Annotated in this window: 13 protein-coding genes; 9 read left to right on the plus strand and 4 right to left on the minus strand. The window is 40.4% G+C overall.

The genetic code is table 11. The features are described 5' to 3' along the window. The first annotated feature begins 51 nt into the window (after positions 1-51). The 6 genes from DS737_RS12885 (at position 52) to DS737_RS12910 (ending at position 4,657) form a co-directional block, all read left to right on the plus strand. Positions 52-945, plus strand: a complete 894-nt coding sequence (locus tag DS737_RS12885; protein ID WP_113997712.1) for an MlaA family lipoprotein — start codon at positions 52-54, stop codon at positions 943-945. Between the two features lie 131 nt (positions 946-1,076). Further along, a complete protein-coding gene (gene gigA, locus DS737_RS12890; protein WP_004637991.1) occupies positions 1,077-2,045 on the plus strand; it encodes an RsbU family protein phosphatase GigA in 969 nt (322 codons plus the stop codon). Positions 2,046-2,147: 102 nt separating this feature from the next. Beyond that, complete coding sequence (gene gigB / locus DS737_RS12895) at positions 2,148-2,669, plus strand: anti-anti-sigma factor GigB (protein WP_004637990.1); 522 nt, start codon at positions 2,148-2,150, stop codon at positions 2,667-2,669. A 28-nt stretch (positions 2,670-2,697) separates the two neighbouring features. Beyond that, positions 2,698-3,522, plus strand: a complete 825-nt coding sequence (locus DS737_RS12900; RefSeq protein WP_113997713.1) for a carbon-nitrogen hydrolase family protein — start codon at positions 2,698-2,700, stop codon at positions 3,520-3,522. Positions 3,523-3,710: 188 nt separating this feature from the next. Then, entirely contained in the window at positions 3,711-4,073 is a 363-nt protein-coding gene (locus tag DS737_RS12905; RefSeq protein ID WP_004637988.1) for a DUF4951 domain-containing protein, read from the plus strand. A gap of 152 nt (positions 4,074-4,225) precedes the next feature. Next, complete coding sequence (locus tag DS737_RS12910; RefSeq protein WP_005092369.1) at positions 4,226-4,657, plus strand: organic hydroperoxide resistance protein; 432 nt, start codon at positions 4,226-4,228, stop codon at positions 4,655-4,657. 61 nt (positions 4,658-4,718) lie between these two features. Here DS737_RS12910 and gspE read toward each other — a convergent pair whose 3' ends face one another. Next, the gene (gene gspE / locus DS737_RS12915) at positions 4,719-6,209 is read right to left on the minus strand and encodes a type II secretion system ATPase GspE (protein ID WP_005085264.1); all 1,491 of its coding nucleotides are present in this window, start codon (positions 6,207-6,209) and stop codon (positions 4,719-4,721) included. A 93-nt stretch (positions 6,210-6,302) separates the two neighbouring features. Between gspE and DS737_RS12920 the strand changes: the two genes are divergently transcribed. After that, on the plus strand, positions 6,303-7,121 hold the full coding sequence (locus DS737_RS12920) for a hypothetical protein (RefSeq protein ID WP_004637985.1): 819 nt from the start codon (positions 6,303-6,305) through the stop codon (positions 7,119-7,121). A gap of 9 nt (positions 7,122-7,130) precedes the next feature. Then, positions 7,131-8,048 carry a mechanosensitive ion channel family protein gene (locus DS737_RS12925; RefSeq protein ID WP_005085267.1) on the plus strand — a complete coding sequence of 306 codons (918 nt, stop codon included), beginning with the start codon at positions 7,131-7,133 and terminating at the stop codon, positions 8,046-8,048. Here DS737_RS12925 and DS737_RS12930 read toward each other — a convergent pair whose 3' ends face one another. After that, complete coding sequence (locus tag DS737_RS12930) at positions 8,049-10,919, minus strand: DUF2339 domain-containing protein (protein WP_113997714.1); 2,871 nt, start codon at positions 10,917-10,919, stop codon at positions 8,049-8,051. A 187-nt stretch (positions 10,920-11,106) separates the two neighbouring features. Between DS737_RS12930 and polA the strand changes: the two genes are divergently transcribed. Continuing rightward, positions 11,107-13,872: a DNA polymerase I gene (gene polA, locus DS737_RS12935; protein ID WP_005085272.1), complete on the plus strand. Its 2,766-nt coding sequence runs from the start codon at positions 11,107-11,109 to the stop codon at positions 13,870-13,872. A gap of 65 nt (positions 13,873-13,937) precedes the next feature. Here polA and DS737_RS12940 read toward each other — a convergent pair whose 3' ends face one another. Together DS737_RS12940 and proC are read right to left on the minus strand one after the other, a co-directional pair. Beyond that, entirely contained in the window at positions 13,938-14,486 is a 549-nt protein-coding gene (locus DS737_RS12940; RefSeq protein WP_004637981.1) for a YggT family protein, read from the minus strand. A 16-nt stretch (positions 14,487-14,502) separates the two neighbouring features. Next, positions 14,503-15,342, minus strand: a complete 840-nt coding sequence (gene proC, locus DS737_RS12945) for a pyrroline-5-carboxylate reductase (protein WP_005085274.1) — start codon at positions 15,340-15,342, stop codon at positions 14,503-14,505. Positions 15,343-15,344 lie beyond the last annotated feature (2 nt).

A 15,344-nucleotide genomic window follows, 5' to 3' on the forward strand; every position in this document is an offset into this window, starting at 1 on the left:
TGACGCAATCACTTTATGACAGTATTTCGCTCAAAGCGATTAAGGATTTATATGCATTACTCCAATTTTATCTTGCTTGGGTTGTTAACTGCTGGAGCATGTTCATCCGTATTTGCTCAAAATGAAGTAGCAAACGCAACGAGCTCAGCTACAGAAGCAACTGCAAGCCCAACAACTCAAAGAATAACCACAATTCAAGCAATCAAAGATTTAAAACACTTAACCAAAGATGATCTAAAAGTAAATGCAAATGCAGCCCAACCAGATGAGGTAAAAGATCCTTTGCAGGGATTAAATCGAAAAATTTTTACTTTTAACGATGCTCTAGATCGTAATTTACTCAAACCTGTCGCTATACAATACGCAGCTAAAGTTCCAGAACCTGTTCGCAGCCCTTATCGCCAATTTAGAAAAAATTTAGGCGAACCTTGGAATGCTGTAAACCAAATTATTCAAGGCAAACCTAGTCGTGCTGCAAAAACATTAGGTCGCTTTACCATCAACACATTAACAACTTTAGGCTTTGCCGATCCGGCACGCCGCTTAGGTTTACAAACTGAAGAAGAAAGTTTTGGTGTGACATTAGGCTATTATGGAGTCCCTTCTGGTCCTTATGTCATGTTGCCTTTTTTTGGTCCAAGTACTTTTCGTGATGGCGCTGGCCTAGCAGCTGATAGTTTTGGTCGCCCCCAAAAATATCTACTTGATGATCAAGACGGCATTTATTGGTCAACTAATGTATTACAAGCCATTGATACACGATCACAAATTCTAGATATTGAAGAAACGCTTAGAGGCGATAAATATTCCATGATTCGTGATTTTTATTTACAGCGTAAAGCATTCCAAATCGCTGAGAAACGAGGCGATGCGAATGATATTTCCTTTGTAAATGGTGAAGATGATTTTGATGACGATACTTCACTCGATAATGATACTGAATAATTGATTAATAATATTGTCTTACAAACTTCAGTGTTACTATGTCATTTCGACTATAGTAACACTATGTTTTAGGTCATCTTTCATCTATGATGAATTAAAAAATGATCACCCAAAGGATTGACTATTCGTCTATGTATTTCATCCAACCTACGCGCTCAATACCTTTCTTAGATCAAGCTTTAACAGAGTTACCGACTCTACAAATCATTCAAGTTCATGATTTGGATTTATACGATCAAACGATTATTGCGATTGCTGATGTACAAGATTTTTTAAAATATCAGTGGAAACTCCCAACAATTGTGCTCGCTTTCGAGCATGAAGGCGCTGCCTTGGCTCAAGCTTGGGAAATGGGAGCTTTAGCTGGTTGGATGTGGGACAATTTGCCTAAAAATCCTAAACACGCTTTATTTAAAATTGATGCCCAATACAAACGCAATCAAGATAGTCGAGATTTGCCTTCAGCAGCTGAACTACAAAAACGCTTATTGCCAAACCCAATCACACTGCCAAATTATCAATTTGAATCTTTTTTCCAACCCTCTGCCTATTTGTCAGGTGACTGGTATGATTATTGGCGTTTGAATGATAAAGAAGTCTTATTTTATCTTGCGGATGTTTCTGGGCATGGTGTGACGAGTAGTTTATTGACTTCATGGATGGCTGCCTTTCATGGTCGTTCAAAAACACCAAGTCAATTGATAAAAAAACTGAATGCCATGTTGATGCAAGAAAATATTGAAAAACATATTACAATGGTTGCTGCTATTCTAAATTTAGAAACCAATGAAGTACGTTGGTCTAGTGCGGGGCACTACCCCCCTCCAATTATTTTCGAACCAAACCAACCACCACAAATTTTAACCACAAGTAGTTTTCCTTTAGGTCTTACAGAAGAACTAGACGTGGAAGAACATCATTGCATCCTCAACCCTCAAGCACGGTTTATTTTATGCTCAGATGGCGCATTAGAACCTTTTGATGGCAGGCTCAATGATCAGTTCAACCAATTAGTTGAACATCTTCAGAACAATGCTTTCCAAGCTCCTGAACATGTTGCTGACGATATAGCAATCCTAAGTCTCTGTCGATTGAATTAACTTTAAAATCAATATTTTAACCAAGTCACACCATCCAAGTACTTGTGTCTAGAATATCACTATGGGATAATTTTATATCCTTTCTCTGAAAATGGCATTTATATGTCAACAGGTCATGTTGAATATGCAAGTTTGAACGGAACGCATATTTTCAAGCTTATTGGCGAAGTGCGTGCTCACTCTTGTATAAGTCTAGACAAACTACTCAACCGAATTGAACAGCAGCAAAATGTTGTTGGTGCAATCGTTGACTTAACCCAAACCACATTTATTGACAGTACTGTTTTAGGCATACTGGCAAAATTAGGTTTAAAGCTTAAGCAAGCTCACAACATACAAGCTGTCATGCTTTCAACGAATCCAGATATTACAACCTTGGCCAATAGTATGGGCTTAGGGCAAGTATTTGTGATTTTAAATTATTGTGGCGATCCAAATGTATGCACTTTAGAGCTTACAGAAGAACATGTCACACATAGTGCTATGTTAAATACTGTACTTGATGCGCACAAAACGCTGATGCGCTTAAATGAAAACAACCAGAATATGTTTGAACCACTGGTTAAACAGTTGCAAAAAGAACAAGACTGCTTGAGTAATGATGATCACAAGCAAAATGCTTAATCATTAAATTATATATTTCGGCTAGCTTATGACCTTACTTTCCGTTGTACAAATGAACTCCCAAGATGATATTGAATTAAATTTCTCTATTATCGAATCATTGATTCAACAAAGTAAGGATCAAGCTGCTGAGCTAATCGTTTTTCCTGAAAACTTTGTTTGTTTTGCCGCAGGTAAACAACGTCAGACTGCAGAACAATTTGAAAGTATTAAAAAACGTTTAGAAGATTTAGCACATCGTCATCAGATCTGGATTATCGCTGGCACACTTCCTTGTCCATACCGCCCTAATGGTTCAATCATTTCTGACGGTCGGGTTCGTACGGTAAGTTTATGCATTAGTCCTGAAGGTACTGAAGCACGTTATGACAAAATTCACTTATTTGATGTTCAAGTCGGTGATGCTGTAGGCGGTTATCAAGAATCAAAGTTTTTTGAACCTGGCGATGAAACCGTTATTGCCAAAACGCCTTTTGGCAATATTGGTCTTATGGTCTGCTATGATCTGCGCTTCCCTGAGCTGGCTCTAACACTGCGCCAACAAGGAGCCAATATTTTAACAGCACCTGCAGCATTTACTTACACGACAGGTCAGTTGCATTGGCAACTACTGCTTCAAGCACGTGCGATGGACAGCCAATGCTATGTTCTTGGTGCAGCACAACAAGGATGGCATGGGCAACAACGCCAAACATGGGGACATGCAGCTATAACAGATAGCCGTGGACAGCTCCTGCAAATGTTGAACACTGAAGGTCATGCTTTAATTACCAGTGCAATTGATCTAACAGAACAAAAGACCATTCGTCTCTCAATGCCATTGATGCAACATCGTCGATTATTGAACTATTAATTTTTATCCCAAATACTTGTGATCAGCATAATTGAAAAATTTAAATCTGACTGAACTGGTCAATTTTCAGCTATATGCTGGGATTAAATCGTGATTTAATACAAATGATTAAATGACTTAAAACCAAAGCAAAATTGTGCTTTGATTTAATCACCACTCACGACCATTTTTATTTTAAGCTTTAATTCATGTTTAGATTGATTGCAGCATTTTTACTTCTTGGGGCTACTACACAGCTATACGCAACATCAGTAGATGAAAATACACACGAGTCAACACCAACATCCACTCATTCAATGACACCACAAAATTTATCTTTAAATGCATTTGGTCAGTGGGTTATTGGCTGGGGTACAGGTCCAGAAGGTGCGAGACAGCGTCTAGATTATATTCAACGTGAAGATGTGGTGATTATTAAACAAAAAGGCACAACACTGGAAATGATTCGTGCATGGCAACAATATTATGAAAACGAAGTCCAGAATAATGCCAACAATCCAACAGCACGCTATCGTGCTCGCCTGATGAAAAAAATTGCAGACTTATGGTAATTTTTTCTTGTAATCTTTCTTTCAGTTTTCGCATAAGTCTCAGCACTTATGCTTTTTTATTTTAAGGGTATAGCAACGTTTGCTGACTTGTATTTTAATTTAGATCAAGTACGATCAAATGGCATTGAATAGTATTATTAGGAATAAGAATTATGTCTCTTGAACAAGTTGTTTATCGCGCAAAAGCAAAAGCGACTGGTGGTCGTGATGGTCGTGCCACCTCTTCTGATGGTGTATTGGATGTCAAATTAGGTGTACCAAAAGAAATGGGCGGTGCTGGTGGTGAAGTGACCAATCCTGAACAGCTTTTCGCTGCTGGTTATTCAGCATGTTTCTTAGGTGCTATGAAGTTTGTCGCAAACCGAGATAAATTGAAAATTACCCAAGATGCTTATGTCGAAGGTGAAGTTGGGATTGGCCCCATTCCGAATGGTTTTGGGATCGAAGTCACATTGAATGTGTATCTAATTGGCTTGGAACAGGCTGAGGCTGAACAACTTGTAGCAGCAGCGCATATCGTTTGCCCTTACTCAAATGCGACACGCAATAATATCGATGTGAATTTTAATGTCGTAACTGCTTAACTACATGAATAAAAAAACAGCATGCATTAGCATGCTGTTTTTTTATAATCTTAATTAAAGCTTACTCTTCAGCAGCTTCATTGGTAACTCGTAAGACTTCCTCTAAAGTGGTCTTACCTGCTAATACCTTTAATAAGCCATCATCACGAATAGACGCAGCTTGACGACGTGCATGATTTTCCAACTCGTATTCAGCAGCATTACCATGAATCAAACGGCGCATTGACTCATCGACAGGAACAATTTCATAAATCGCGGTTCGCCCACTAAAACCTACATGTGAGCATTTATCGCAACCATGAGGTTCTGGCAACTCCATATGCTCATCTACTTTTAGATGTTGAAAGACTTGCCGCTCAAAAGCATCTGCTTTACGCCAAGTCACACAATGTGGACATAAGGTACGCACAAGACGCTGTGCAATCACACCAATCAATGAGCTTGCCAGCAAGAAGGGTTCAATTCCCATATCTTTTAAGCGTGTCACCGCACCAATTGCGGTATTGGTATGCAGTGTTGATAGCACCAAGTGACCCGTTAAAGAGGCTTGTACTGCAATTTCCGCAGTTTCTAAATCACGGATCTCCCCCACCATCACCACATCAGGATCTTGACGCAACATCGCTTTGAGTGCACGAGCAAAGGTCATATCCACCTTGGTATTTACTTGGGTCTGCCCAATGCCTTCCAATTGATATTCGATTGGGTCTTCAGCCGTCAGAATATTGCGCGTATTGTCATTCAGATCAGAGAGGGCTGCATATAGAGTAGTGGTTTTACCCGAACCTGTTGGTCCAGTTACCAAGATAATGCCATGAGGACGATGCACCAACTGAGTCAAACGATCATAATCATTTTGCATTAAGCCTAAATGGGTCATATTTAAACGCCCAGCTTGCTTATCCAACAAACGCATCACCACACGTTCACCATGCGATGATGGCAATGTTGAAACACGCACATCGACTTCACGCCCAGCAAGACGTAATGAAATACGGCCATCCTGAGGGATACGCTTTTCAGCAATATCCAATTTTGCCATGACTTTGATACGTGAAACCAATAACGGTGCTAATTCACGGCGTGGTTGTACGATTTCTCGAAGCTGACCATCCACTCGTAAACGTACTGAAAGTTTTTTCTCGAAAGCTTCGATATGAATATCAGATGCGCTTACTCGAATCGCTTCGGACAATAAGGCATTGATCAACCTGACGATTGGCGCATCATCTTCTTGATCCATTAAATCTTCAGCCTCAGGTACTTGATCAGCGAGACTCAATAAATCAGGATGATCTTCCAAGCCCGCCGCAACTTGCTGCGACTCACCTGTATCGCCTGCATAGCTCGAACTTAATAAGGCATGAAACTCTTGATCGGTACACAATTGATCATGCCCCGACTTCCCCAAAATTCGTCGAGCTTCCTGCAAAGCAATTCGCGCAGTATCCTTACGCCGCACAATAAAAACTTGATCGCCTTCGTAACGGAACAAAACACCATGACGTTTGGCAAAACTATAAGGAATTTGTATTTGTTTAAGTATTTGCATCACACAAATAATGATAAGAGAAAGTATTGAGTGTACTCTAAGCAGATTACAGCGTGAAGTCTGTTTAGCATACTCACAAAGGAATTTTGCATCTTGTCTCAAAATAATCAATACGAAACTCCACATTCAAACAGTTTGAAGTGGTGGGGCGAACAAAAATTCGATATTCAGCAAGCCAAAGCTTGGCAATTCGGTTCATTGCTATTCCGCCTTACCCGTGGAATCAAAGAATGGCGTCTAGAGTATCATCGCCCTCAATCTCAGCATGACTATGAGCAGCAATGGCAAGCGTTGCTGGATACAGAGTTTGCAATGCCACACCCTGCAAAAATTGAACGCTATATGTTTCACAAAACCAATGATAGCTTTCATTTAATGCCTCGCTTAGCAGATCGATCTGTGGTAATTAAGCCCGTCGATCCGATTTATATCCCCGCAGGTCAACGTGGTACGCTCTATATCAGCACACCGTTATGGATTGCAGGCTTGGTGGATGGCTTAACCGAACCGTTATTCGACATTCCTGTCATTCAACCTAAAGACACTTGGTTTGGTAAAAGCCCTCAACAAGGTGAAGTTTGTTATGCCACTTCTGTTGATGGTCGAACTGATCTCAACTTATTACCACCCCGTGCCTTTCGAGCCGTTACACCGATTGAATTTCACAACACCAGTCATCACCAATTACGTTTTGATCGAATGAATGTCCCCGTTCCTGCACTGCCGCTATTCTATAGTGAAGGCACTGGACGACTATGGACCTCGAAAATTAAAGTTTATTATGATGGTGAAGAGTTAGTTCGTATTCGAATTGAAAATCGAACACCACATCAGGCAGGTGAAGTCACTTATATTCATCCTCCACGCTCACCCAATAGTACTTTTTTAAATATGTTTGATTCATTCTTTTAAGAGGTTGCTATGCCAGATACGAATATTCCAAAAGATGTTGCTAGCAACCTCACCAGTATTTTCACCAATATTAATTTTGAACGGCTCAGTGAAATCGCAGTCGCGATTATTTTGTGTTTTATCGGGTTTGTGATCGCTCGATTAGTATCCAATGCTTTTATCCGCACGATTGGCAGCCGTTTCAATGCACACCAACGCTTACTGTGGCGTCGGGGTATTTTTTACTTTATTTTCTTGTTATTCATTATGACCAGCTTGAGAGAAGCTGGCTTTAAACTTAGTGTCTTCTTAGGTGCAGCGGGTATCTTAACTGTAGCTTTGGGTTTTGCTTCACAGACTTCTGCCACCAACTTGATTAGCGGTCTATTCTTGATTGGTGAAGGCTCATTTGAAGTCGGTGATACCATTCAAATCACGCTCATTCGTGGTCAGACTATTGAAGGTGAAGTCATCTCAATCGACCTCTTATCAGTCAAACTCCTGACTTTGGATAATGTCTATATTCGCCTCCCCAATGAACAACTGATTCGAACTCCAGTAATGAATTTATCAAAGTATCCGATACGAAGGATTCCCATCACATTGGCGATTAATTTCCATGAAGATATTATTAAAGTCAGACAAGTTCTATTGGAAGTTGCTACAAAATATCCACTAGTCATGGATGATCCAAAACCCGCAGTCGCTGTTACAGCATTTAGAGAATCAACCATTGAACTTTTATTTTCTGTGTGGTGTCGTCAAGAAAATGCATTGAAAGTACGCGATGAAATGCAAGAACGTGTCCGCAATGGATTCTTGGAAAACTCAATCGAAATCCCAGTGCCTAAAATGGGCTTAATTGACCGACCTCTACCATTAGAAAATGATGAAATCGATCAATACGCAAACCAGAAAGCACTCAAAAAAGAACCGAAAGAGAGTTAATCAGCTCTCTTTCTCAGTCTGATCAAGTGCAGGTGGCAATGGCGCTAAATAAGCAATCACCAACATAATTGCCCCTGAACCAATAAATGAAATAACACGCGTCAACGTACCACTTTGAGATAAATCCAGTAATAACAGCTTAGCAACTACGATTGCCAATAATGCCGCCCCAACAAACCAAATCTGACGAAGATGGCGGCGACTAGAAAAAGTCATCAAAATAAATGCCAAAATAACCCAAAGCAACGTTAAGCTTAATTGCACATCACCATTCGACCAAATTTCAACACTCCATAGTGGTGTGTTGAAATAATGATGCATTGCTCGCACCACCACACTACTCAAAACCAATAATCCCATCAAAATCGTCGAGACTTTGAAGCTCCATTCAATTGAACGTTCAGTACTGAAGTCATGGTGATAAATAATCCAAATCAGACCAGCAAACATCAACAATGAGAAAATATCAGTAAAATTTAACAGTGGGAAAAAGTAATATTGCTCAGCAGAATAAGGATCTAAACTAATCAACAATAACCAAAACAAGGTTAAGCACCAAACAGGTAATTGTTGAAGTAACTGCATTCGTTTTGAGCTAAATGACAACATCCCATAGAGAAGTGGAACAATTGCAAGTGCGACAATCGGCATCGCTGGAAATAGAGCTAAACCAATAATCGCCAGACTTAACCACAACAAGGTTGACCAAATATCTGTATATACTTTGGAATTAGAAAATTTAAGACGAAGTAGCATCAGACTGAGAAGCACTGCCGCCAGCGCAAAAGTGGCCTGACTTAAAGCACTTGGCCAATGCCATACTGCATATACGTTTGCTGCAAAACTTGCTGCATAAAGTAAAAATAACAGACCCGCCAATAAGATCAACTGAATACGATCCCAACGGACTTGGCCTTTGTAATCAACAAGCAAGCTATAAATTACGAGTAATCCAGTTGCAATCGCTAAATATGGACTCAAACCATGTTGTTGCCATTGCATGAATTCCACACCTGCAATCGCTCCTGCATACATACCCAAAATGACAAATATGCCACTTAGCATACGTGCACTGAAATATTTCTCCACATCCTGATAATGTAGTAAATAAAATGCTGAAATGAATTGAGCCAATGCATAAATCATAGTACTCAAAATTGGAAATTGCTCAGTTGACCAAACCTGAAAAATCAATGCCACTGAGCTTAACAACACTAAGGCAACCCCAATATAACGGCTAAGACGATAACGTTCCGTTACCCCCCAAACAATTAAAGCAGTTCCTTGAATTACCCACCCCGTTGAAGTCCAATGTGCACCTTTGGCCAATGGAAAAATCAGTGCCAAAAATACGACTGCAAGAATAAAAAAGCTTTTTGCCAAAATCGAAAGCTGTGGATATTGGCGCTTAATCCAGATATTTAAAACTAAATAAATTAAGGCAAGCGCAACAGCTCCCCAAGTCAATGCTTGAGTCGAGTTATGCATCAGATAAGCATGCAGAGAAAAACCCAATACGGGCACACTAAAAATCAATCCGATATCTAAAATCGGCTGTAAACGAGGCATATCTAGTTTTACATCATCATGCTGCTTTTGAGCACGTAACATCAACTGGCTATAGCGAACACTCAACCAAATAAATAGTGCAATATGCAACCAGAGGATGATATCCAGCGTATTAAACTGTTGACGATCAGCATAAATGCCAATCACAGCACCGCCGATTAACATCGTGGCAAAAAAAGCAATTTGATGCAGAATTTTCCAAGGCTGAATAAAATTAACAACAGCAACGGCTAGGTTAATAAGGAAGTAATAAGAAAACAGAAAAATTACATCTGGATGGTGTTGCGGAATCACCAACGGCGCAAGATAAGCCATGGTCAATGCCAACAATGCCAAATACAACGCTTGTTGCTTTAGACTGAGATAAACAGTCAGCGAGAGCAAAATCACAAATAAAATGCTTGCACTCGTTAGACTTGCAATCACACTAAAATGATGTGAGAAGATCAATGTCAGAAAAACGACTGCCAATCCTAGGCCTTGTAAAGCAACTGCAAATAACTGATTTTTCTTTTGTAATATATATCCTACAAATGTCGTTATACCTCCAGCAGCGGCAATAAAGCCAAGCTTAGCACTCAAACTTAACTGCCAATGTTCGCTTGCAAATCGAAGCAATAAGACAACCCCAACCATAAGTACAGCCACGGCAACACGCAAAATAGGATTGCCATGCATCATCCAATCAATAGCAGGTCGCCACCATGTTGGTTGTTCGATTTGTTTTGAACTCATCTCATCTATAGAAGATGGTGTGGTTTGATCATGCACAGGTGGTTGATCAGCACGCATCCATGCTGGCTGCTCTGATTGTGAACCGGAAGCGGATAATGACGATTGTGGTAATGGGGCTTGAGTCAAGGAATCTGGATTTTGGAGTCGTGGGGACACCTTCGTAAGATTGTCAGTTTTAGACAGATCCTGATGATATTGCTCTAAATGTAAAAGTCGCGTTTGAAATGCACTCATGGTTTGAATCAGACACAGGATGAGTACCAATAGCGCCCCACCAGCCAACCACATCCACGTATTGGCATAAGCAAAAAGCGCTATCAATGAAGCGCTATATACAATGATTCGTTGTACAGTGATACTCGAAGTTTGCGCAAAATAACTCGGTGCAGCTTGTTCCAATTGGCGCAAACGTAGATGGATCTCAGAAAGAATGTGCACAATAACGACAGTTAGACCAATTGCCGTGGCAACAATTGTTGCTTGCCACTGAAAAGCAACAGCAAAACCCAACAAAACAGTCAATGCAATTAAAACAATAATAATTCCCTGTTTATCTTTTTTATACATAGGCTTAGATCAATAATGACAAATTTATTAAATCTATCTTACTGGATCACTGGGTAAGCAGCTATTTTTACATACAAAATTCTGCAATTTTTAAACGACACCAGCCGCCGCCTGATCACACCACAACAGGGACAACCCAGACTTTTTCACGTAAAATACCCGTCAGTTCATAATAAGGATTTGCACAATGCCACCTTTTGTCTTGGTTGACGGGTCTTATTTTTTATTTCGTGCTTTTCACGCATTACCACCATTAACCACATCTACTGGCTTACATACCAATGCAATACGTGGTGCAAGTTCTGCGATTCAAAAACTTATGCGTCGCACTCAACCGACGCACATGGCAGTTATTTTTGATACACCAGAGCCCACCTTTAGGCATAAATTATCACCAATTTATAAAGGTGATCGCCCAAGCATGCCTGAGGAGTTATCACAACAAATTCCTTATTTACATGCACTGATCAAAGCACTAGGCATTCCCCTTTACAGCCTTCCTGGTGCTGAGGCCGATGACATTATTGGCACATTAACCAAACGTGCGCTTTCAGAAGGTCACCATGTTCTTATCTCAACAGGAGATAAAGATATGGCGCAACTTGTAAATCCACATGTAAAGCTAGAGGATAGTTTCAAAGAGCGTGTGCTTGATGAAGCAGGTGTTTTAGAAAAGTTCGGTGTACATCCACATCAAATTATTGATTATCTTACTTTGATGGGTGATGCATCTGATGGCATCATGGGAGTTCCTGGCGTCGGTGCTAAAACAGCAGCAAAGCTACTCACCGAATATGGTTCACTCGACAATATCATTGCCAATGTAGATCAACTCAAAGGCAAAATTAGCCAGAATATCAAAGATAATTTGGACAATATTAAAATTGACCATCAGCTTGCGAGTATAGTCTGTGATCTTGATTTAGCCTTAGATTGGCATGATCTTAAACTCAGCAATCCGAATATTAATCAATTACGTGATCTCTATACTGAATTAGAATTTCGTAATCAATTACAGTCTTTGGATCATCCTAACAACCCAAATACGCCTGCATATCAACAGACCTCGCAAAGTATTGTCAAATCAGAACAGAAAACTGAGCAAGTCATCGCTGAGGATCATGCCAATCTCTCTAGTCAAGATGATCAATTAGGTGATGCAACTTATCATACGGTGCTCACGCAAGCAGATTGGGCGACATTGTTGCAACGCATGCAACAAGCAGATCATTTTGCGATTGATACAGAAACAACCAATTTAGATTATCGTATTGCTGAACTTGTTGGTTTCTCAGTCGCATTTGATGCACATGATGCCTATTATGTTCCTGTTGCTCATGATTATGAAGGAGCACCTGAACAACTCAATCGTGAACATGTTCTGGAACAGATCAAACCGATTCTCGAAAATGAACAAGTAAAGAAAATCGGACACCATTTAAAATATGATGCTCATATCTTTGCCAATCATGGTATTACGATCCAAGGTTGGTACTTCGACACCATGCTCGCTTCTTATGTATTGAATGCAGCAGCGACACGACATGGTATGGATGATGTAGCACGTGTTTATCTCAGCCATTTAACAACCACTTTTGAACAAATCGCAGGCAAAGGTGCGAAACAAAAAACCTTTAACCAAATTGAACTCGAAGTTGCTGCGCACTATGCTGCTGAAGATGCTCATGTAACCTACCGTCTATATGAAGTGTTATCCGCTAAACTTAAGCATCATCCTGAACTTGTCAATATTCTGCATAATATCGAAATGCCTGTTGCACGCGTACTAACAGGTATGGAAGAAGATGGGATTAAGCTTGACCACGCATTCCTAGATCAACTCAGCGTTGAATTCTCTGAAACTATGCAAACTTTAGAGAATCAAGCCACCGAATTAGCAGGCGAAGCATTTAACATTGCCTCTCCAAAACAAGTTGGTGAGGTGCTATTTGATCGTTTAGGCCTCAAAGGTGGTAAAAAAACAGCTACTGGTCAATACAGCACCAGTGAAAGTATTCTAGAAAAAATCGAGCATCCGTTAGCAGAAGTAATTTTAGAGCATCGTGGTTTAGCTAAACTTAAAAATACTTATACAGATCGCTTGGTTGAACAATCGCATGATTCTACACACCGTGTACACACAAGCTATCATCAAGCTTTGACAGCGACTGGACGCTTATCTTCAACCGATCCAAACCTACAAAATATCCCAATTCGTACACCGATTGGTCGTCAAATCCGCAGAGCTTTTATTGCACCCGAAGGTCGCGTCTTGTTGGCAGCCGATTATTCACAAATTGAACTTCGTCTCATGGCGCATTTTTCTCAAGATGATGCGCTAGTCCATGCGTTCCAACAAGGTCAGGATGTGCATCGTCGTACTGCTGCTGAAGTACTTGGCATTGATATTGAAGATGTTACCAATGACCAACGCCGTCAAGCGAAAGCCGTCAATTTCGGTTTGCTTTATGGGATGTCTGAATTTGGTTTAACCCGCCAATTAGGGTTTACACGGGAAGAATCTCGTAGCTATATTGCACGTTATTTCCAGCGTTATCCGGGCGTTTTGGATTATATGGAACGCACCCGTCAAATTGCTCGTGAACAAGGCTTTGTAGAAACCATTCTAGGTCGTCGTCTGTATACACCTGATATTTTGGCAAACAATAAAATGATCAAACAAGCTGCTGAACGTGCTGCGATTAATGCACCACTGCAAGGTAGTGCCGCCGACATCATTAAACTTGCCATGATCGCAGTCGATAAAATTTTACCAAAAGACCAAGCAAAACTTTTACTTCAAGTACATGATGAATTGGTATTTGAAGCAGATGAAACGATTGCAGATGAGCTATCTAAACAAATTGCGGAGGTGATGCAATCTGTCTTAGATATTTCAGTTCCTTTCGTGGTAGAGGTGGGCCAAGGTCAAAATTGGGACGCTGCACACTAATCCTTTGTAATAAAAAAGAGATGCTCAGCATCTCTTTTTTATTGACTCATATTCTAAAATCAAGCTTAGATAATCGCTCTGAGCATGGTTTCAGCAACAAACAATACCAAAAATGCAAGAATCGGTGATAAATCAATCATCCCCATATTCGGCATTACTTTACGGAATGGCGCAAGAATTGGCTCAACCAGTTCCTGAATAACCTCAATATATGGCGATCTGAATTGTGAAAGCATCATAATCCAGCTACAAATAATAAAAGCAAAAATCATATATTTAAGTAAGGTCACCAAAGACAATAACATTTCTTTGATCGTCGAAACGATAAAGTAAATGGTGCTTCCTGTGCCAATACCCGATAAATGCTTTTCTCCCCACATTTTCAAGAAATAAAGCAAAACCACCAAAATTAATGCTGCTAAATTTACTCGCCCTTTGCCAACGGTTGGGAAAATACGACCAAATATATCTACAATCTTGGTTGCTTTCGCAGTGGAAAGCACCACAGGATTATAAGGACTGACTGCCGCCAATTGCATTAAAAAACGGAAAAAGACCAATAAAATTGCAACATTGATCAAAACACCAAAAATTAGCGCAGAACTTGCACCCATAATTGTCTTATCCTACTTAAACCGATTTAGTCTTGTCACTCAACTCTTGCGCTAGCTCTTGGCTACGCTTTTGAGCCGCTGCAAGTGCTGCTTGAATATTCTGTGAAATCTGGGCACGATCAAACACCTCTAATGCTGCCTGCGTCGTACCATTTGGAGAAGTCACATTTTTACGTAACTCTGCTGGAGAATTAGAGCTGGTTATTGCCATTTGCGCCGCGCCTAAAGCTGTCTGCAAAGTCAATGCTGTTGCTACTTTTTCATCCAAACCAAGATTCTTTCCTGCGCGAATCATACTTTCCATTAAATAGAAAAAGTAAGCTGGGCCAGAACCGGATACCGCTGTCACTGCATCTATTTGGGCCTCATTATCCACCCAAATCGTCAAACCAGTCGCCGCTAAAATTTGACTGGTTAATTCACGGTCTTGCGTCCCTACTGCCGCTGGAGCATAGATCCCATGCGCACCCGTTTGAACCAATGCTGGTGTATTTGGCATCACCCGAACAACTCGTTGACTTCCACCAATTAAGTCTGAAATGGTTTGAATCTCTGCACCAGCAATAATTGAGATCACAAGTTTATCTGACAACAGCCCTTTTAATGGTTGTAATACCGTTGCCAACACTTGTGGTTTAACTGCCAGAACGACCACATCCGCATTTTTAATCGCTTCGAGATTATCTGTGGTGGTCTGAACACCTTTTTCTTCTAATATTTGACGAATCTGCTCAACAGGATCTGAAACTGTAATGCGTGTTACGGGTAAACCGCGTGAAAGTAGCCCACCAATCAAGGCCTGCGCCATGTTACCGCCGCCAATAAAACAGATATTTTGATTCAATGAAGTCGCCATGT

Source organism: Acinetobacter haemolyticus (assembly GCF_003323815.1).
Taxonomy (GTDB): domain Bacteria; phylum Pseudomonadota; class Gammaproteobacteria; order Pseudomonadales; family Moraxellaceae; genus Acinetobacter; species Acinetobacter haemolyticus.

What these genes read in the sequence shown, in the direction of transcription:
- DS737_RS12885 (WP_113997712.1), top strand. Translation starts at nt 52, where the DNA reads ATGCATTACTCCAATTTTATCTTGCTTGGGTTGTTAACTGCTGGAGCA.
- DS737_RS12940 (WP_004637981.1), bottom strand. Translation starts at nt 14,486, where the DNA reads ATGGGTGCAAGTTCTGCGCTAATTTTTGGTGTTTTGATCAATGTTGCA.
- gigA (WP_004637991.1), top strand. Translation starts at nt 1,077, where the DNA reads ATGTATTTCATCCAACCTACGCGCTCAATACCTTTCTTAGATCAAGCT.
- DS737_RS12925 (WP_005085267.1), top strand. Translation starts at nt 7,131, where the DNA reads ATGCCAGATACGAATATTCCAAAAGATGTTGCTAGCAACCTCACCAGT.
- DS737_RS12905 (WP_004637988.1), top strand. Translation starts at nt 3,711, where the DNA reads ATGTTTAGATTGATTGCAGCATTTTTACTTCTTGGGGCTACTACACAG.
- gspE (WP_005085264.1), bottom strand. Translation starts at nt 6,209, where the DNA reads ATGCAAATACTTAAACAAATACAAATTCCTTATAGTTTTGCCAAACGT.
- gigB (WP_004637990.1), top strand. Translation starts at nt 2,148, where the DNA reads ATGTCAACAGGTCATGTTGAATATGCAAGTTTGAACGGAACGCATATT.
- DS737_RS12910 (WP_005092369.1), top strand. Translation starts at nt 4,226, where the DNA reads ATGTCTCTTGAACAAGTTGTTTATCGCGCAAAAGCAAAAGCGACTGGT.
- proC (WP_005085274.1), bottom strand. Translation starts at nt 15,342, where the DNA reads ATGGCGACTTCATTGAATCAAAATATCTGTTTTATTGGCGGCGGTAAC.
- DS737_RS12930 (WP_113997714.1), bottom strand. Translation starts at nt 10,919, where the DNA reads ATGTATAAAAAAGATAAACAGGGAATTATTATTGTTTTAATTGCATTG.
- polA (WP_005085272.1), top strand. Translation starts at nt 11,107, where the DNA reads ATGCCACCTTTTGTCTTGGTTGACGGGTCTTATTTTTTATTTCGTGCT.
- DS737_RS12900 (WP_113997713.1), top strand. Translation starts at nt 2,698, where the DNA reads ATGACCTTACTTTCCGTTGTACAAATGAACTCCCAAGATGATATTGAA.